Raw genomic sequence first — 18,778 nt, forward strand, 5'->3', positions numbered from 1 at the left:
CGACGAGAGGCTAACGGCATGACACCCACCTCACCCGTTGCACCCCTCTCGCCCCTGCAGTCCCTGTCATCCCTCTCGCCCCTGCCGCCTCTCGACCCGCGGCTGGCAGCCGTCTGCGACCTTTCCGTGCCCGCGGCGCGGGACGGCGCCGGACGGCACGAGTACGACGGAACCGTCCAGGACCTGTCTCCGGACGCCGTACGACGCGGCCTCGCCGCACTCGGTGGCCCCGCCGGTACGAAGCCTTATCCGGACCCGCACGACGAGGCGCACGCGGCGGCCGCGGAGGAAGCCCTCCGGGTCCGGTTCGGCGAGCTCGAACTGCACCGGAGCAACCCCCTGTGGCACATCGAGAACCTGGATCTGACCGGCTACGACCGCCCCTACGCGCCCAAGGCCGAGCGGGACGCCGCCCGATCGGCCCAGCTGCGGCAGTGGCCCGACGCCGTGGACGCGGCGATCGAGGCACTGGACCGCGTGCCCGCGGCGCTGGCCGACGCCACGCTGCCGTCCGCCCGTGGTCTGGCCGCCCTTCTCGACCCCCGGGGCGGCCCCGTCCACGCCGCCGCAGGGCGGGCGCACGCGCGGTTCACCGCCCACCTGGAGCGGGCCGCCGCCGAAGGCGCGCCGTCAGCGGCACTCGGCGGCCCCGCTCTCGCCCGGCTCCTCGGCGCGGCCGAAGCCTGCACGATCGACCTCACCGCCCTGTCCGCCCGCGTGGACGCGGAACGGGACCGGCTGCGTGCCCTGCTCGACGAGTCGCTCCGCCGCCTCGCCCTCGCGGCGACGCCCGCCGACACGGTACGGGCGCTCCAGGCCGACCACCCCGATGCCGACGGCCTGTTGGCGGAGTTCGGGGCACTCGTCGACGAGACCGTCGCCTGGACCGCCCGGCACGATCTGGTGCCCCACCACGATGTCGATGTGGTGGTCCGGCCGATGCCCGACTCCCAGCGCCGGGCGCTGGCAGGCCTCTTCGCGTCCGCGCCCCACGAGACCGACGCGGCCGCCGCCTTCCGCGTCACCCTCCCGGACAACGACTGGACGAGCGCGCAGAGCGAGCAGTGGTTGTCGACCGGCTTCAACCGGACCCTGATGCCCAACATGGCGATCCACGAGGTGGCACCCGGGCACGCCAGCCACTTCAGGGCGCTGCGCCGGGCGGCGACCGACGTCCGCCGCACCCTCCACTCCGATGCCTTCATCGAGGGCTGGGCCCACTACTGCGAGGAACTGGCCCTGGAGCAGGGCTTCCGCGACGGCGACCCGCGCGTCGCCGTCGCGGTCGCCCAGGACGGGCTGCGCAGAGTCACCCGCTTCGCCCGTGCCATCGGACTCCACACCGGAGCCATGACCCTGTCGGACGCGGCGGCACGGTTCACCGAGGATGTCTCGCTGGCCGGACCCGCGGCCCTGCACGAGGCCGAGCGCGGGCTGTTCGACCCCAGTTACGGCCGTTACACCTGGGGCAAGTTCGCCGTTCTCGACCTGCGCGAGCAGGCCAGGGAACGCTGGGGCGGCGACTTCTCGCTCCGCCGCTTCCACAGCGCCCTGTTCGACCTCGGTGCCCCGCCCCTCGGTCTGCTGCACACGGCACTGGAACGCGGATGACCTCACTCGGCGCCTTCGTCCTCGCCTCCCTGGTCCTGGTGGCCGTACCCGGACCCAACCTGATCTACATCGTCACCCGCAGCGTGCGGGACGGACGGCGGGCCGGCATCGTCTCGGCCCTCGGCGTGGAGACCGGCACGCTCCTCCACGTCATCGCCGCCGTCTGCGGACTGGCGACGCTCATCACGGGCCACCCGCTCGCCTTCGCCGTCCTGCGCTACGCGGGCGCCGGCTACCTCGCCTACCTGGGCATACGCGCGCTGCGCCGCCGCCCGCCCGCTGCTGCCGAAGCCGAAGCCGAAGCCGAAGCCGAAGCCGACGCCGGCGACTCCGCCGAAGCCGCCGGCCGTTCCGCTCGCCGCCGACTGCTCCGGCTCTATCTAGACGGCGTCCTCATCAATCTCCTCAACCCCAAGGTCGTCCTCTTCTTCCTGGCGTTCCTGCCGCAGTTCCTGTCCACCGGCCTGACCCCGGCGGAAACCCGGACCGGCATGCTCCTGCTCGGCGCGGTCTTCCTGAGCGTCGCCCTTGCCCTCGACCTCTGCTACGCACTCGTCGGCGCCACACTCGCCCGCCGACTCCGCGGAACCCCGCGCCGCGACCGCGGTCTGTCCCACCTGACCGGTGGCATCTACCTCGGCCTGGCCGCCCTGGTGCTCGTCTGAAGCCCGCATACGACCGCTGGTGCGACCGCCGGGAGGACGACGTCCCATGCGTCAACTAAGGCTCTGACACCACGAATTCGCGCATCTTCCACACCGCACCCCCTGACTACGCGGCACTGGGTATTGTTCCGCCGGGGTTCGACCGGGCGGTGGGTCCGGTCGGGAGGGGGAGTCGTGGCCATACGCGGCGAGCGTTCGCGGATCGTTCCGACGGAGGGCGACCATCGCGTCACGCCCGCCGAGCTGTTCTTCGACCTGGTCTTCGTGTACGCCATCACACAGGTCACCGCGCTCATGGCCGCCGACCCGACCGCGCTGCGGCTGCTCGGCGGGGGCGTCGTGCTCGCGCTCCTTTGGTGGTGCTGGTGCTGTTTCGCCTGGCTGGGGAATGTGGTGCGGGCCGACTCCGGGGCGGTGTTCGGGGTGCTCGTCGCGGTGATGGCCGTGGTCATGGTCGTTTCGCTGACCGTGCCCGACGTGTACGCGGACGCGGCCGGCGGGCTGCCGGTGCCGCTCGTCTTCGTACTCTGTTACGGGGCTGTGCGGGTGCTGCATCTCGTCACGTACTGGATGTCTGCCCCGGATGACTTGGCGCTCCGGACCACCTTGCGGCGAACGGCGCTGCTCTCCGTGGCGCCGCCGTTCGCCCTGCTCCTGGCCGGCAGCGCCTTCAGCGGCCTCACACAGGTTCTGCTCTGGCTCGGCGCCGTGGCGGTCGACTACTTCGGGATCTACCTCGTCGGCGGCTCCGGCTGGCGCGTGGCCTCACCGGGTCACTTCTCCGAACGGCACGGACTGATCGTCATCATCGCCCTCGGCGAGTCGATCGTCGCCATCGGAGTGGGCGTCTCCGGATTCGTTCTCACCTGGCCCGTATTGGGAGCGTCCGCGGTGGGCCTGCTCGTGGTGGCGGGGCTGTGGCGGGTGTACTTCGGGCAGGTGAGCGCGGCGGCGGAGCATCGGCTCGCGGCACTGTCCGGCGATGACCAGACCCGCTTCGCCCGCGACGTCTACACCTTCCTGCATCTGCCGCTCGTCGGTGGGGTCGTGCTCACCGCACTGGGAATGAAGAAGGTCCTCAAACAGGTCGCCGACACCGCCCACTACGACCTGTCCGAGCCGCTGCACGGGGTGGTGGCCTGGGCGCTCCCCGGCGGCGCGGGGGTGTTCCTGGCCGCCGCGGCGGCGATCCTGCTGCGAACTGCAGGCCAACGCTCCGTACCGCTGATCGCCGGGGGCGCGCTGTGCCTCTGCGCGGGGGTGGTGGTGGCGGTGGTACCGGCGCTGGTGGCGCTTGTGGTGTTGGCGGGGGTGGTGGCGGGGGTCCTGGCTCTGGAGGCGCGCCGGACCGCGAGCGCGAAGCCTGCGCCGCCTCTGGTGAGTTGACCTCTGAGGGCGGTCAGGCTGCACGTGCGGTTTGCGGACCGGAGCCCTGTCGCTCGCCTGCCCGTTCGGCCTAGAGGCGGTCGCACAGGATGGCCGGGACGTGGAGAGTGGGACAGTACGGCCTTTCGCGTAAGCGACGAAGGGGCGCGTTGAATGGCTGCGAATGCACCAACCCAGCGAGGCGGTCGCCAAGCGGTCGTGATCGTGCACGGAATGGGTGAGCAGCGTCCCTTGGACGCGCTGACCGGGTTCGTTCGTGCCGGGCTGCCACCAGACGTTACGGGGCAGCGACGCTTCCTCTCCCGCCCGGACATCGTGACTGACTCGTACGAGTCCCGCCGCTTTCTGGCGCCGGCGACCGAGGACCGTCCACAGACGGAATTCTTCGAGTACCACTGGGCACATCTCATGCAGGGCAACCGGCTCGCCGACCTATGGCCGACGTTTCGACGATTGCTCCTGAAGCCGCCATGGCTGGTACCTAGGGGACTGCGGGGCGTGTGGCTGTTGTTCTGGGCACTCGTCGGCGTCGGTGCCTGGGCGCTATGGGTTGGGCCTCTGTCGGATCTGCTGCCGGATCTGGGGCTCAAAGCATGGATCTCTAAGTTGCTCGGCAGTGCTGTGTGGGGCGCCGTCCTGACATTCTTGCTGGCCCGTGTCGGCACGTTCTTGCCCGGTGTCCTTACCAACAGTTTCGTCGATGTAGTGCGATATCTCGACGCATCGCCGCGGTCGTACGCAGTGCGTCATGAGATCCGGAAAGGATTCGTGGAGCTTCTGGAGAGACTCCATGCTTCCAAGTACGACGGGAAATTCAGGTACCAGCGTGTTGTTGTCGTCGCCCACAGCCTCGGTGCGTACATCGCGTACGACGGGATCAGCCACCTGTGGGGGACCATGAACAACCGGGCGTCCAAGGACGCAACGGGAGCCCCCGACGGGTTGCGAGATCTCGAGCAGGCGGCGGCCAGGCTTCTGCCTCGAGGCGTGAAGAAGACCGTGATCAGGGAGCAGATCGACGACTTCCGCGACGCTCAGTACAAGTTGTGGTCCGGGTTGCGCGCCCAGGGCAACCGATGGCTGATCACTGACTTCGTCAGCGCCGGCACGCCGATGTACTTCGCTGACCTCCTGTACACCCGTACGCGCAAGAAGTTCGAGGAGAGGGTCAAGCGGCGCGAGCTGCCGACCTGTCCGCCGCAGAATGAAGAGCGGTCGCGAGAGCCATCTGCGACGATGCCCAGCTTCTCCTATCCCTGGCGAGGCCGGCGAGTGCTCTACGGCGGGGCTCCGTTCGCGGTAGTGCGGTGGACCAACCTGTGGTTCCCGTGCTGGCCACGGTGGTTCGGGTTCTTCGGCGACTGGTTCGGCGGGCCGTTGCAGCCTCTTTTCGGCAACGGCATCCTCGACATCCCCGTCGCCGGCAACGGGTGGAGGCGCCGCATTCCCGGCTTCGCGCATGCCCTCTACTTCAAGTTCCCCGACGACCGGACTGCCGGCTCAGTCACGCGTCACCTGGAAGACGCGCTCGCCCTGGGCGCCTCCAACCTGGCTCCCACCGACAAGCAGGTCTCGTACGCGCTGGACCTTCTCGGCAGGAATGGGTTCCGTACCAGGAAGATGAACGAGTCGTACGCCGAACTCATCGACCCCCGGCTGCCTGTGCCTACGGGAACTGTCAGGGAATGGCTGCGTTCCATGACGCGGTCAGAGATCTCGAGCCTCATCGACGACCTGAGTGGGCGTCGAACGGGGTAGACGGCTGTCTTCGACGAGATCCAGCCTTACGTCTAAGCCCCCGGACCATGATCGGTCCGGGGCCTTTGCGCTGGTGCCCCCGGCAGGGGTCGGACGAGCAACGTCCCGAGCAGCCCTACGTCAAGGTCGTCCAGCCGCACGCTCCTTGAGAGCGAGCAGCCTGTCACGTCCCGTCGTGCCTGCCACGTCAATCCGTCACAATGCGTTACCAATGTGTACGGAACGTAACGACGTCTGCTCCTTGGCGAAGTCTGCCCTGCTGGAGTCAGGCGGGTCATCTCATGACATGGGAGAGGTAGCCGATGACTGTCGAGACGCGCGTGTCAGAAGCCGCGAAGGCGCAGGAACAAGCACAGGAGCAGCTCAGCCTCAGCACAGCGGCGGCGCGGAACCTTGCGACCACCACCAAGTCCGAACCCCAGATGCAGGGGAAGAGCTCACGGTGGCTGCTGCGGAAGCTGCCGTGGGTCGACGTCCCCGGCGGTGCCTACCGCGTGAACCGACGCCTGTCGTTCACGGTCGGGGACGGCAAGGTGACGTTCGACAAGAACGGGTCCAAGCTCCGTGTCGTCCCCGCGGAGCTGGCCGAACTGCCGTTGCTGCGCGGGTTCGACAACCCCACGACGCTGGGTGCGCTGGCCGACAAGTTCGTCCAGAAGGAGTTCGACCCCGGTCAGGTCATCGTCCGGCAGGGCAAGAAGGCCGATCACGTCTTCCTGGTCGCGCACGGCAAGGTGGAACAGGTCAAGCCCGCGAAGTACGAGGGCGAGGCCGTCGTCGGCCTGCTGTCGGACGGCGACAGCTTCGGCGGCAACGTACTCGCGGGGGCGGACGGCAAGTGGGACTTCACGGCCCGGGCGGTGACCGCGACGACCGTCCTGGCGCTGCCGCAGAGCGCGTACAAGGCGGTCGCCGACCAGTGCGAGGAGCTTCGCGCGCACGTACGGGAGCTCACTGCCAATGCGCAGAGGGCGACGAACAAGTCCGGTGAGGCCGAGATCGATTTCCTCTCCAGCCACCAGGGTGAACCGACCCTGCCGACTACGTTCGTGGACTACGAACTCAAGCCGCGCGAGTACGAGTTGAGCGTCGCGCAGACCGTGCTGAAGGTGCACAGCCGGGTCGCCGACCTCTACAACCAGCCGATGAACCAGACGGAGCAGCAGCTGCGGCTGACCATCGAGGCGCTGCGCGAGCGCCAGGAGAAGGAACTCGTCAACAATCCGGACTTCGGGCTGCTCCACAACACCGACTTCGACCAGCGCATCCCGTCGAGCAACGGCGCGCCCACCCCGGACGACCTCGACGACCTGATCAGCATGCGCCGTGGGACCAACTACATCTTCGCCCACCCGCGCGCCATCGCCGCCTTCGGCAAGGAGTGCAACAAGCGGGGCCTCTACTTCGGCAGCGTCGACGTCGACGGCCATCACATTCCCGCGTGGCGGGGCGTGCCGATCCTGCCGTGCGGCAAGATCCCGGTCTCGGAACACCAGACCTCGTCGATCATCGCCATGCGCGTCGGCGAGGACAACGAGGGCGTCATCGGCCTGCACCAGACCGGCCTGCCCGACGAGGTCGAGCCCGGACTCAACGCCCGCTTCATGGGAATCGACAACAAGGCGATCATCTCGTACCTCGTCAGCACCTACTACTCCGCCGCCGTACTCGTCCCGGACGCGATCGGCATCCTGGAGAACGTCGAGGTACGACCGCGTGACTGAGCACTCCGTCCGGCGAGGTAAGGAGGGCTGAGCGGTGTCGTCCCAGTCCCGGGTGTTCGCCGTACCGACCGCCCCTGGGGTGGCGGGTCTGGTGGGCGCCTCACTGTCCGACCAGGCACGTCCCGGTGAGCGGGAGCTGTGCGCCGCACCACCGGAGATGGCGGCTGAGCTGCCCGTACTCCCGGAGCCGACGGTCGAGCGGCCCGTACTCCCGGAGCCGACGGTCGAGCGGCCCGTACTCCCGGAGGGGCGGGAGGTGGCGTGGCTTCCCGGCGGCCCGACCGGTTTGGGTACGTCGGCAGCCAGGGCCCTCCTTCCACCGCGCGAGAACCGGGGCCGGTCCGCTCCCGCCCCCGCGGGCAAGCCCCGCGCCGGTGACCCGATTCCGGGTCTGTACGTTCCGCCCGCCGTGCCGGCCGACCCGGCCAAGGTCGCCGAGGTGGACAGGCGACTCGAAGCCTGGGCCCATGAACTCGACCTGTTTCCCCCTGAATGGGCGGGCGACTTCGCCGGGTTCCAGACCGGCCGTGCGGTCGTCCTGCAACACCCTGGCGCAGTCGACCTGGAGCACCTCGTCGTCGCGGGCAAACTCCTTGTCGCGGAGAACGTCGTCGACGACTGCTACTGCGAGGACTACGGCGGATCCCCCGTCGGCCTGGGCGGGCGGCTCATCATCGCGCAGAGCGCCCTGGACCCCCTGCACACCGCGGACGGCTACCAACAGCAGTGGCAGGAGGGCCTTGCCGCGGACGCTCCGCTGCGCTCCTACGCCTCCGCGATCCGGGCCTACCGGGACATCGCCACTCCCAGCCAGGTCACCCGGTTCGTCCACGACATGGCGCGCCTGCACCTGGGGTACCTCGCCGAGGCCGCCTGGGCGCAGACCCGCACCACCCCACCGGTGTGGAAGTACCTGGTGATGCGGCAGTTCAACAACTTCCGGCCCTGCCTGTCCATCGTGGACGCCATGGACGGTTACGAGCTGCCCGAGCCGCTCTACTCCCGCCCCGAAGTCCAGCGCGTCACCGCGCTGGCCTGCAACGCCACCACGCTCGTCAATGACCTGTACTCCTTCACCAAGGAGATGGCCGTCGACGAGCACCACCTGAACCTGCCGGTCGTGATCGCCGCCGAGGAGCAACGCGGCCTCAAGGACGCCTACTTGAAGGCCGTCGAGATCCACAACGAGATCATGCACGCCTTCGAGGACGAATCCTCCCTCCTGGCCGCCGCGGACCCGGTCCTGGCCCGGTACACCACCAGCCTCGAGGCCTGGGTCGCAGGCAATCACGAATGGCACCAGACCAACACCTACCGCTACTCCCTGCCCAACTACTGGTGAGAGAAGGCAACCACCGCATGACCACCACAGCGCACCGCGTCGGTGTGGCAGCCGCCCCGGCCATCAGCCCCTACCAGGAGTCGGTGGCCGACTACTGGAACCGCGAGAAGAACCCCGTCAACCTCCGCCTTGGCGAGGTCGACGGCTTCTTCCATCACCACTACGGAATCGGCGACGTCGACTGGTCGGTGCTGCAGGGCCCCCAGGGGACCCGCGACGAGCGCATCATCGCCGAACTGCACCGCCTGGAGTGCGCCCAGGCCGACTTCCTCGCCGACCACCTCGGCACCGTCGCCACCGACGACCGCCTCCTGGACTCCGGTTGCGGCCGAGGCGGCGGCAGCCTGGTCGCCAACAAGCGGTTCGGCTGTCACGTCGACGGGATCTCCATCTCCGAGACCCAGGTGGCCTTCGCCACCGCGCAGGCCAAGAAGCGCGGCGTGGACGACAAGGTGCGCTTCCACCTCAAGAACATGCTCGACACCGGCTTCGAAACCGGCTCGTTCCGCGGCATCTGGAACAACGAGTCCACGATGTACGTCGACCTGTCGACCCTGTTCGCCGAATACGCCCGCCTCGTCGCCCGCGGCGGCCGGTACGTCACCATCACCGGCTGCTACAACGACACGTACGGTCTGCCCTCCCGCGAGGTCTCGACGATCAACGCCCACTACATCTGCGACATCCACCCCCGCTCCGCCTATTTCAGGGAGATGGCGAACAACCGGTTCGTGCCGATCAGCGTGGTGGACCTCACCGCGGCGACCATCCCGTACTGGGAGTTGCGCGCCAAGTCCTCCCTGGCCACCGGCATCGAGGAAGCGTTTCTGACCGCGTACAAGAACGGCAGCTTCCAGTACCTGCTGATCGCCGCCGACCGAATCTGATCCGCCGACTCCTTGCGGGACGCACCCGGGACTCTCGGGCCTGCGTCCCGCAGCACCCCCGTCAAGAGGTTTGGATAGGAGAGTCTGTTCCCCGATGGATCTCGAACTGACCGAGTGGGTACCGGACTTGCTCGCCAAGAGGAAGCCCAACACCTCCGACGACAGGTCCGGCGGCACAGACTCCGATGGGAAGGCCACCCATGGCCACCTCGCTGACGAAGCTGAGTCACCCGACGACCATCTCCACCACGGGACCACCGAACGTCCTCGCGCTCGCACCGTCCAGCCGATCGATGACGGCGCGCCCCGCGTCGGCTGACGATCGAGCACCGGAGCCCGCTGCGCTCTCGCAGTCCTACCCCCTCGCCTCCCCTGCTCGGGTCAGCTCGTCCCTTCTCCCGGGCGCAAAACCGGATTGCGGCAGGACGAAACGCCCTCCCGGATGACTCATCCGAGAGGACAAAATCGCTCCGGACGGGCAGTTCCCGTTGCGTCTCGTGGACCCGTCACCGGCGAGCGAGACGTTCACCATCAACTACGCAGACTTGGAGACCGACGCCTTCCAACTCGCCGACGACGACCAGAAGATGACCAACACCGTCCAGGCCTCGCGACCGGGCGGCGCCACCCAGCGGGCGAGCGCCCCGGCCAGCGTCGAGGCGTATGGCCCGTATGAGGCGCAGCTCGACATCCTCAAGGCCTCCGACAACTCCGTGCTGGACGCGGCGTATTGGCTGGTGTCCCGCTACGCAGATCCGCAGCCCGAGCTGCGCGAGGTGGCCATCGAGGCATACACGATGCCCGCCTACCTGGACATCCTCGACGCCGAGGTCGGCAGCTACTTCTCGGTGTACAACCTGCCCGCGCAGGCCCCGGCCTCGACGATGCGCGTCACCGTCGAGGGCTGCACCGAGACCCTCAAAGACCGCTCGCACGTCATCCAGTTCCACACCTCGGCGTCCGTCACCGACTCCGTGTGGGTCCTCGATGACCCCGTCTACAGCGTGCTCGACACCAGCACGCGGCTCGCCTACTAGGAGGGCCCGCATGCCGATCGCCGTGCGTGCAGCGCGCGGAGAACTACTACGTGCCTCCCTACCCGACACCTGCCGACGCGTGGGCCGAGGTGCCTGGCGCCGAGTTGGTCTTCGCGTGGCTGGAGGCGCGCACCGGCCTCGAGGAAGCCGCGGCAGTCGAGGCCGAGCTGATGAAGATCCCGCACCCGATGAACCCCGACCGGCCCGTTCCTGAGGAGCCGGGCCAGGATCTGCCGACGGTGACGCGATGACGGTTTCTCCGCGTACCTGGCTGGTCGGCGAGGTCGCTACGGCCGCTCTGCTCAATGGCGAGATTCGCGACCAGTTCAACAGCATGTTCGGCGCCTGGTCGACATGATCACCGACGTGGGGAGCGGACGGCGGTGCCGCTCCCACCCTGGGCAACGGCACCTTGACCGGTCGGTACCTGAAAGTCGGCCGTACCGTCGACTGGGTCCTGCAGCTGACATGGGGGCTCAACCACCGCCCCCGGCGGAGGCGGCGGAAACGAGAACTGGTGGTTCGGCCTCCCCGCCCTGCCCGCCACCGGCTTCACCTACCGCATCGCTCGGGGCGACGCATACGACGCCAGCAGCGGGCTCCACTACGGAGCCACCGCCATCTACAACACCGGCAACGGCGGATGCGTGAAGACGTTCGTCGCCAGCCAGGGCACGGCCACTCCGGTCCTCGACTCGCTGGCGCCCTTCGTCTGGGCCGCAAGCGACATCCTGTACGCCTCTGGCCGCTACGAGGCCGCTTCCTAGACGCTGCCCGGATCCCACGAACGAGCGGCTCAGATACCGCATACGGTCCATGATCGCTTTAACCGCGCGGGGAAAGGGTGAGACCTGGCACTCGAAAGGTCAGTCCCCTCACCAGGAGGTACCCCATGCGTGTGCGCACGATCCTTGCCACAGCCGCCCTCGTCACCGCCACCGTCATCGGTGGGGCCAGCACGGCCGCCGCCGACGGCGAACCAGGCGCCGGCGCCTCGGGCAGCCCTGTCAACTCTCCCGGCACCGTCAGCGCCCCCCTCATCCAGGTGCCGGAGCAGATGCCCGTCGCTTTGTGCAAGAGCGCCGCCAGCCTTGTCGGCCTCGGCAACGCCTGCTGACGACCCGTAGAACTCTGGGCCCTTGCCGCCCATCCGCTGAGTTCCCACCCCCCAAGCCCCGTACCTGATCAGGTACGGGGCATTCTCATGTCTGGAGATCCCATGGCTCCACCACTGTCCGCGTCCGCGTTCCTCGACGCGCTCCGCGACGAGGGCGTGCGCGTCGTCGAGGTCAACGACTGGGCAGCACCACAACCGCAACCACAAGGGCGCCTGGGCCCCGTGCACGGCGTGATGATCCACCACACCGTGACCAAGGGCAGCGCGGCCACGGTGAAGATCTGCCGCGACGGGCACGCCTCCCTGCCCGGACCGCTGTGCCACGGCGTCATCACCAAGGACGGCCGCGTCCACCCCGTCGGCTACGGCCGCGCCAACCATGCCGGCCTAGGCGACGACGACGTACTACGGGCGGTCATCGGGGAACGCGCGCTGCTTGCCGACAACGAGGCGAACACCGACGGCAACCGGCACTTCTACGGCTACGAGTGCGAGAACCTCGGCGACGGCAAAGACCCCTGGCCCAAGGCGCAGGTCGAGGCAATCGTGCGGGCCTCGGCCGCGATCTGCCGCCGCCACGGCTGGACTGCCGCGTCCGTGATCCGGCATCTCGACTGGCAGCCCGGCAAGGTCGACCCGCGCGGCCTCGACTGGCCCGACATCCCACAAGCGTGTGGCCGAGCGCCTCAAGCACCCCGCGTCGTGGTCGCCGGGCGGCACCTCGACGTACACGGTCCGCAAGGGCGACACCCTCCGGTCCATCGCCGCGGCGAAGCTCGGCGACCGCAACCGCTGGGACGAGATCGCCGACCTCAACAACCTGAAGGACGCCGACGAAATCGCGATCGGCCAGAAGCTCAAGCTCCCCAAGAAGTGAGGACCCTCATGGCTGCGTCTGTAGAGAAGAAGGTCACCGCTGCAAGCGTGGCCGCGTACCTGGCGAGCACAGGCCTGCTCGCGATCCTCGGCGCCGTGCAGGACGATGCGCGATTCGTCGGCGGCCTGCCCGACAGCCTCGCCCCGTTCGTGCTCGCCCTCGTCCCCACCGCCATCACGTTCGTGTCCGGCTGGGCCGCCCGGCACACCCCGCGTGGCCCGTCCTCGCTCTGACCTGACAGGAGGTTCCGCGCGTGGCTGATGAGCCGACGACCGGGGAAGTCGTCCGCCGCCTGGAGGACGTACGCCAGGATCTCAAAGAGGACATTCACGGAGTCGTCGCGCTCGTCGGCCAGAAGGTCGACGGCGAAATCCTGCGGCTCGGGCAAGAGGCACAGGACGAGCGGCACACGGGCCTCGTCGCCCGCGTCGCCAAGCTGGAGGAACAGGCAGCCGAGAAGGAACGGCAGCGGCTCGCCGACCGAAGGCTCATCTTCTTCTCCCTCGTCGTGCCGGTGCTGCTCCTGGCCATCCAGCTGTACAACGCCAACCAGGGGACGTGACGATGAGCGCCCACAAGGCCCTGCGCCGCGACCCGATCGCGCTACTCCTCGGCGCACTGCTCGCCCTGCTCCTGGCGTACATCTGGTGGCAGACCTCGCAGCTGCCCCACGACCTACGCAACGCCAACACGGCTCGCGACGCCCTCGCCCGGCAGGTACAGGGACTGGGAGAGAAGCCCGTCGCGGGACCGCCGGGAAGCCGCGGCGATCCCGGCCGCTCCGTCATCGGCCCTCGCGGCCCGCAGGGCGAGCCCGGCCGCGCCGGCAAGCCTGGCGAGGAGGCGAGGACGGGACTCCCGGTGAGGAAGGCGCCGAGGGTGTCGGCCAGCCGGGCGCCGATGGCACGGCCGGACCGCCGGGTCCGCAGGGCGAGCCGGGGCCCGCGGGCCCGCAAGGCGAGCCCGGCCCGGCTGGATCCGACGGGAAGGATGGACAGACGTGCCCCGACGGGTACAGCCTCCAAGCCCCGGCCGCCGATCCGGACGCCCTCGTCTGCCGCCGCGACGGAGCACCCCAACCCGAGGATCAGAGACAGAACGAACCGCGGGCAGCCCTCGATCCGCAGCGTCGCCAGTACTTGTGACAGAGCCCTCTCTCGCCTTCGGGCGGGAGGGGGCCTTTCGTCATGCACCGTCGAGCAGCTGCTTCGCGGCACCGAGCGCGAGATCCCAGGGGTAACCCTTCGGCTGCCCGGATCCTGGCGGGTTGGGAACGAACCCGCCCTCGCCGTACAGGACCGTGACGCCTTGCTCCCGCAGTTCGAGGACGCTCCGGTCCAGCTGGCGGTGTTGCGCGTACGCGGCGTTCACGCACGGCATCGCCACCGTCGGAATCCGTTTGCCGATGCCCTCAGCGACGACGCCGACGACGAACGATGATGTGAGGCCCAAGGCCCACGAGTTGATGCTGTTGAACGACACCGGGGCGAACAAGATGACGTCGGCCTTCGGCCACACGTCCGGCTCTCCGGGGAGCTTGTACTCGCTGCGTACCGGGTGCCCGGTGAGGGCAGTCAGGTCGTCGAGGCTCTCGTCGAGCCACTGGGCCGCCGTCGAGGTCAAGCCGAGGCAGACGTCCCACCCGTCCGCCTGCGCCGTCTCGATCACCTCGGCCACCTGGAAGACCGGAGGCGCGGCCGAGCCGAACAGGTACAGGGTGCGTGAGGTCATGGCGTCATCCCACCCTGCGCGGCTGGCCACACGCAACTGCCCCCGATCCAGGTGGATCGAGGGCAGAAGCCGGTCCAGCGCCAGGTAGCGCGGGTACCGTTCCAAGTGGTGAGCCAGGAACGGAGTTCCAGTATGCCCAGAGACGACCATCCCGGGGCCCGGATCGCGAAGCAACGGAAGTTGGCTGGCTACACACAGCGTGGTCTGGCCTTGAAGATCGGCTACTCGTACAGCTACGTCCACCAGGTCGAGGGTGGGCATAAGGCGGCCGGTCCGGACTTCACCGCGGCATGTGCTCGGGCGCTGCACGTCGACGTCACCGCCCTGACAGGACAGCCCTACATGACCGAGTTGCAACAGGATCGTCTTGCCGAGCTGATTCGGCCCATCCGCGAATCGCTCGATCTGTACGACCTTGGCGCCGATCCCGATGTCGCCACCCGCGAGACGCCCCAACTCGTAGACGCAGCAGGAACCTTGTGCGAGCACGTGCGCGCGACCCAGCTCAACAAGGCCGCCCGAACACTGCCCCGCCTGATCACCGAGATTACGACGGCCGCCTACCGCACACCCTCCACCGAACTTTGGGCCGCGCTCGGCTCCACCTACCGCACGGCTCACGACGTCACCGTGAAGCTGGGGTTCTACGACCTGTCCACCATCGCGCTGGACCGCATGGAGTGGGCGGCACAACGTGCGTCTGACCCCGTCCTCTCCGCGGTCCGCCAGTACATGCGTGGCCTCGTCTACCACCGCGAGGGCGAGCACACCATCGGGCTGCGCCTGGTGGACGCCGGCCACTTCCTCCTCGACCAAGGTGAGGAAACCCCGGAAGCCCTCGCCGTGTCCGGGCAATTGCACCTCGGCGCCACCGTGATCGCCGCCCGCGCGCGTGACGCCGACACGGTGCAGACCCACCTGGCCGAGGCGAAGACGATCGTCGACCGTGTCGGCGACATGAGCCACGTGCACTGGCTGTCGTTCGGTCCCACGAACTGGTCGGCTCACGAGCTGTCTGCGTTCACCGAGATGGGCAAGTATGGCAAGGCGGTGGAGAAGGCACGGAAGTTGAAGATGCCTGACTCATGGCCCACCTCCCGGCGCGCTCACGTATGGATCGACCGCGGACGGTCGGAGATGGAGACCGGCCGCAGTGAGGCGGCGCTCAGCTCCATCGCGGAGGCTCGCAAGCTGGCACCACAGCAGACCCGCTACCACCCCGGAGCACGAGCAACGATCGAGGGATTGATCCACCAGCAGCGCCGGACACCCGACGCCTTGGGCTACATGTCCTCGTGGCTCGGGCTGTGACAGCCGGTGTCACTTAAGAGTGACAGTTAGTGTCCCTGCACGTCATCACCCTGGTCTCAGACCTGATCGACGCTGATGACGGCAGGGGCAGACGGTGGATACGCAGCAGACGGAGAGAGCCGCAGAGTGGCTGGCGAGGGCGCAACAGGAACCCGGCCACGCCTGGCACGAATGGGCCGAGACGGGCGTCGCCCTGCTCCCGCTCGGCCGCCGTTTCGTAGCGCCCCGCCTCGCTGAAGCCCTCGTCCACGCCGCTGTCGGAACTCGCGCCCCGGGCGCGGTCGCTACGTGCCTGGAGGAGCTCCTCGACGGCCCGGTCATTTACGACGACCGCACCATGGGCGGAACGTACTACCCCCTGATGGGCCTGCTCCGCGGGCAGGTGTGGAAGCACCAGGCCGTCGCGCCGCTCCTGGCGGAGGGAACCTATCTCGGGGTGCCCCGCATCGGCAGGAAGCCGCCCGGCACGCAGTGGGCCGTGCCGCCGCGCCGCGCAGGAGACCTGTGTGAACCCGCCGCCGTGGACGCGCTCATCACCCTCGCCTGCACCGCTGCAAGGCAGGCAGAGCAGTGAACACGCAGGCTTCGCCCACCCTGGTTCGTGCCGTCGAGCAGGCCTACGGCAGATACCTCCAACACGCCATGGGCTGCCCCCGATGCCGCCACGAAGCGCCGTGCCAGAAGGGCGCGCGGAAGCGCCACATATGGCGAGCAGCACGTAGCGCAGCCGGAGCCACACCCCCGGCGTCCCCCAAGAACTCCCGCCGCGACATCGGCGGGTTGTAAGACCCCTCGCCCCGAGAAGCGCATGCGCCGCGCTCATCCACCCGGGGCGAGGGATGCCCTACGCCGACAAGCTCCCGCATTGACCCTGTCACTGGGGCCGGTGCGTGAAGGCGGCGGCCGCTCTGATTTGAGCGCGGAGAGCGGCCGCCTGCCCCTGTTCATCGAGTGGAGACCATGACCAACTCAGCGGGCCCGCCGGGGGCTTCCCACCCCTGCCCCGAAGTGCTGCGCGTCCCATGTGCGCCGTGCCTGCGTCGGCTCCTCACCGCAGACGCGACAGAGCCCCATGACTGCACGCTCGGCACTGCCCTCGCCATCGACGGCGAACGCCTCGTCGTGGTGCCCGAGGACGGGTGCCCGTGCCCGTGCCAGGAGCAGGAGGAGAGCGAAGCGCTTCGCGCAGCGCGTGCCAAGGCCCGCGGCTTGCCGGTGCCCACTCGCCGACTCGCCGAGCCGCCTCGCACGGAGTGACCTAGCGTCCCCGCCGCCAGCTTGGAGAGGCCGCACGGCGGGCGAGGGGGTGGCCACCTGCTCCGACTGCCTCACGGGTGGTCACCCGCTATCGGCGGTGCACGCGCTCCCCTGGGTGTGCACCGGCCAGGCCCCGACTGGAACCCCGATCCAGTCGGGGCCGTTCTGTGTGGAAGTAGTGAGCGTGGTGGCATATGCCGTCGAGGCAGAGGTACCGTCACGGAATAGAACAGGCGTTCGCTATGTCGGGTTCAGCCCTCGTTGGCGTCCCTCTGTTACACATGAAGATCAGCCTGTGTCCATGAACGTGTCGGGTCGTCTCACTGTGGTGCCCCCCTCTGTGGCGGCCCGGCACTTGGGGCCGCCCCTCACGCGCTCTGTCGCATGGGGGGCGGTCTGCGTGCCCCCAGCCTCCGGGCGGTGACCCCTCACCTGCGGAAACGCAAAGATCATTTGGGCGATATTTAGGCGCTGATCTTCAGTAGTGAGGGTGTATCGACACTGTCTGAGGGTGTAGCCAGAGTGCACACAACTAAGGCCCAGGACCGGAGACTTGCTCCGTGACCTGGGCCTTTGTCGTTCTGACCTGGTGCCCCCGGCGAGGGTCGGACTGGATCTGTACGGGGCGGTGAGGGACGGTGGTTGGTTGTCTCGGCCACCGTAGGGCTTCAGTGACGCCATCGCGTCAATCGAGTCATTCGTCATGCGGGGCTTCGAGTTCCAGGAGTCGCTCGGCGATGTCGTCGGTCCACCGTTGAGCCCATCGGCGCAGTCCGGCGATCGCTTGTTCGTCGAGGCCGTAGGCAGCGAGCTCGGTGTCGTCGATCCAGTCCGCTCCAGCCAGGCGGGTCTGGAGATCCGTGAGATCAAAGGTGTCGCGGGCGTGGCGTCGGCCGAGTTCTTCGAGTTCGGGGTGGCTCCAGCGGTCTGCGGCTGCTCGGACGTCGATGAGGTCGCGGGCCAGGCCACGATCGGTCAGCGCGCGGACCTTGGTGCCGACGACGTCTTCGAGGGAGAGGACCAGGCCGTACTCGGTCTTCACGGGTGGCCGCCAGAGGGCTTCCTTGAGGACGGTGACTTCGCACTCTTCGCCGCTGTTCGGCTCGGTGACGATGAGCCGTGCGGAGAGGGGGTCCGTCTCCAACGCCCGCACCCGCCAACCTCGTTCCACAAGCCCGGCTCGGAGAGTGGCGGCGATCTTCTCCATGCCCTCAGGGTTCTCGGTGGCGACATCGAGGTCCTGGCTGAGGCGGTCGACTAGGCCGTGGGCCTGGACGGCGTAGCCGCCGGTGAGGGCGAGGGGGTAGGGGGTGCCCACGGCGAGTACGTCGGTGAGTAGGCGGCGGTGCAGTGCGGTCAGGTTCACGCAACGGCCTGGGTGTGCGGTGCCAGTTCGGGGAAGGCGGATTCCCAGACGTCGCGCAGGTCCTGGCTGATCAGGGTGCGCAGGGTGGGCCACAGGCTGACGAGCAGCTCCTGGTTGAGGTACTGGATCAGGTCGTCGTGGAGGCCTTCGGCCAGGACGATGCGGTAGCAGCTCATGCGCAGGCGTGGCTGGTCGAGGTCGAACTCGGTCAGTCCGGACCAGGCCAGGTGCAGCGGCAGGCTCACGATGCCGTGGGCGGGACCGGCGAGTGCCGCGAGCTCGGCCGGCAGCCGCCGGGCGAACTTGGAGCGGCGGAGCGCGGAGAGGCTGGGCGGTGAGGCCATGTCTCGATGGTTGCCTGCGGGCGTGGGGTGGGGCCGCGAAATGTTCCGACACTTGAGCAGAGAGCCCTGTTAGTGATCACTCCTAGGGGACCGCGCACCCTCCATGCTTTGGTTGGGCCTGGCGCCTGTGAAGTGGATCGTACAGGGGGGATTGCGAGCTGGTGATCTCGGCGATTGCCGGGAGTCCATGCCGGGACCGCGCCAGTCGCCGCAGCGCCGACATCCGTTCTAGGAGTTCCATTGGGCTGGCTCTACTGCTTGCTGCACCGCAGTCTTCATGGCCCCGGCTAAGCGCTCAAGTTCTCAGCTATCCGGAGCCGTTGATGTCAACGACGGATGTTAACTAGTAGCCGGTCCTGCCCCCG

18 protein-coding genes and 1 pseudogene are annotated in these 18,778 nt (G+C 68.5%); 16 read left to right on the top strand and 3 right to left on the bottom strand.

Annotated features, from left to right (window positions below; translation table 11 throughout):
- Nucleotides 1–18 precede the first annotated feature (18 nt).
- From AB0G47_RS17290 to AB0G47_RS17355, 14 genes and pseudogenes are all read left to right on the top strand, one after another.
- Nucleotides 19–1,611, top strand: a complete 1,593-nt coding sequence (locus AB0G47_RS17290) for a DUF885 family protein (protein ID WP_360770052.1) — start codon at nucleotides 19–21, stop codon at nucleotides 1,609–1,611.
- The gene (locus AB0G47_RS17295; RefSeq protein WP_360770055.1) at nucleotides 1,608–2,276 is read left to right on the top strand and encodes a LysE family translocator; all 669 of its coding nucleotides are present in this window, start codon (nucleotides 1,608–1,610) and stop codon (nucleotides 2,274–2,276) included. The genes AB0G47_RS17290 and AB0G47_RS17295 overlap by 4 nt, the downstream gene beginning before the upstream one ends.
- 174 nt (nucleotides 2,277–2,450) lie before the next feature.
- Nucleotides 2,451–3,662 carry a low temperature requirement protein A gene (locus AB0G47_RS17300; RefSeq protein WP_360770058.1) on the top strand — a complete coding sequence of 404 codons (1,212 nt, stop codon included), beginning with the start codon at nucleotides 2,451–2,453 and terminating at the stop codon, nucleotides 3,660–3,662.
- Between the two features lie 213 nt (nucleotides 3,663–3,875).
- Entirely contained in the window at nucleotides 3,876–5,420 is a 1,545-nt protein-coding gene (locus AB0G47_RS17305) for a hypothetical protein (RefSeq protein ID WP_360770061.1), read from the top strand.
- A 302-nt stretch (nucleotides 5,421–5,722) separates the two neighbouring features.
- Entirely contained in the window at nucleotides 5,723–7,144 is a 1,422-nt protein-coding gene (locus AB0G47_RS17310; protein WP_360770064.1) for a family 2B encapsulin nanocompartment shell protein, read from the top strand.
- Nucleotides 7,145–7,178: 34 nt separating this feature from the next.
- Nucleotides 7,179–8,486, top strand: coding sequence for a family 2 encapsulin nanocompartment cargo protein terpene cyclase (locus AB0G47_RS17315; RefSeq protein ID WP_360770066.1), 1,308 nt, complete (start codon nucleotides 7,179–7,181; stop codon nucleotides 8,484–8,486).
- Between the two features lie 17 nt (nucleotides 8,487–8,503).
- Entirely contained in the window at nucleotides 8,504–9,373 is an 870-nt protein-coding gene (locus AB0G47_RS17320; protein WP_360770069.1) for a geranyl diphosphate 2-C-methyltransferase, read from the top strand.
- Nucleotides 9,374–9,467: 94 nt separating this feature from the next.
- Nucleotides 9,468–9,692, top strand: coding sequence for a hypothetical protein (locus AB0G47_RS17325; RefSeq protein WP_360770072.1), 225 nt, complete (start codon nucleotides 9,468–9,470; stop codon nucleotides 9,690–9,692).
- A 178-nt stretch (nucleotides 9,693–9,870) separates the two neighbouring features.
- Complete coding sequence (locus AB0G47_RS17330) at nucleotides 9,871–10,410, top strand: hypothetical protein (protein WP_360770075.1); 540 nt, start codon at nucleotides 9,871–9,873, stop codon at nucleotides 10,408–10,410.
- Nucleotides 10,411–10,436: 26 nt separating this feature from the next.
- A complete protein-coding gene (locus tag AB0G47_RS17335; RefSeq protein ID WP_360770078.1) occupies nucleotides 10,437–10,661 on the top strand; it encodes a hypothetical protein in 225 nt (74 codons plus the stop codon).
- A 641-nt stretch (nucleotides 10,662–11,302) separates the two neighbouring features.
- Complete coding sequence (locus AB0G47_RS17340; protein ID WP_360770081.1) at nucleotides 11,303–11,527, top strand: chaplin family protein; 225 nt, start codon at nucleotides 11,303–11,305, stop codon at nucleotides 11,525–11,527.
- 234 nt (nucleotides 11,528–11,761) lie between these two features.
- Nucleotides 11,762–12,109 (top strand): annotated as a pseudogene (locus tag AB0G47_RS17345) (N-acetylmuramoyl-L-alanine amidase); the annotation flags it as partial.
- A 91-nt stretch (nucleotides 12,110–12,200) separates the two neighbouring features.
- A complete protein-coding gene (locus tag AB0G47_RS17350; protein ID WP_360770817.1) occupies nucleotides 12,201–12,404 on the top strand; it encodes a LysM domain-containing protein in 204 nt (67 codons plus the stop codon).
- A 253-nt stretch (nucleotides 12,405–12,657) separates the two neighbouring features.
- A complete protein-coding gene (locus AB0G47_RS17355; protein WP_360770084.1) occupies nucleotides 12,658–12,966 on the top strand; it encodes a hypothetical protein in 309 nt (102 codons plus the stop codon).
- Between the two features lie 623 nt (nucleotides 12,967–13,589).
- On the opposite strand, the gene AB0G47_RS17360 is transcribed toward AB0G47_RS17355, so the two are convergent.
- Entirely contained in the window at nucleotides 13,590–14,135 is a 546-nt protein-coding gene (locus tag AB0G47_RS17360) for a flavoprotein (protein ID WP_360770086.1), read from the bottom strand.
- Between the two features lie 132 nt (nucleotides 14,136–14,267).
- On the opposite strand from AB0G47_RS17360, the gene AB0G47_RS17365 reads away from it, so the two are divergent.
- On the top strand, nucleotides 14,268–15,446 hold the full coding sequence (locus AB0G47_RS17365; RefSeq protein WP_360770820.1) for a helix-turn-helix transcriptional regulator: 1,179 nt from the start codon (nucleotides 14,268–14,270) through the stop codon (nucleotides 15,444–15,446).
- A gap of 94 nt (nucleotides 15,447–15,540) precedes the next feature.
- Complete coding sequence (locus AB0G47_RS17370; RefSeq protein ID WP_360770089.1) at nucleotides 15,541–16,020, top strand: hypothetical protein; 480 nt, start codon at nucleotides 15,541–15,543, stop codon at nucleotides 16,018–16,020.
- Nucleotides 16,021–17,397: 1,377 nt separating this feature from the next.
- Here the strand turns inward: AB0G47_RS17370 and AB0G47_RS17375 are convergent.
- Nucleotides 17,398–18,069, bottom strand: coding sequence for a nucleotidyl transferase AbiEii/AbiGii toxin family protein (locus tag AB0G47_RS17375; protein ID WP_360770091.1), 672 nt, complete (start codon nucleotides 18,067–18,069; stop codon nucleotides 17,398–17,400).
- Nucleotides 18,066–18,413: a transcriptional regulator gene (locus AB0G47_RS17380; RefSeq protein ID WP_360770094.1), complete on the bottom strand. Its 348-nt coding sequence runs from the start codon at nucleotides 18,411–18,413 to the stop codon at nucleotides 18,066–18,068. The genes AB0G47_RS17375 and AB0G47_RS17380 overlap by 4 nt, the downstream gene beginning before the upstream one ends.
- Between the last annotated feature and the right edge of the window lie 365 nt (nucleotides 18,414–18,778).

It is taken from the genome of Streptomyces sp. NPDC021622, from assembly GCF_040640795.1.
Taxonomy (GTDB): Bacteria; Actinomycetota; Actinomycetes; order Streptomycetales; family Streptomycetaceae; genus Streptomyces.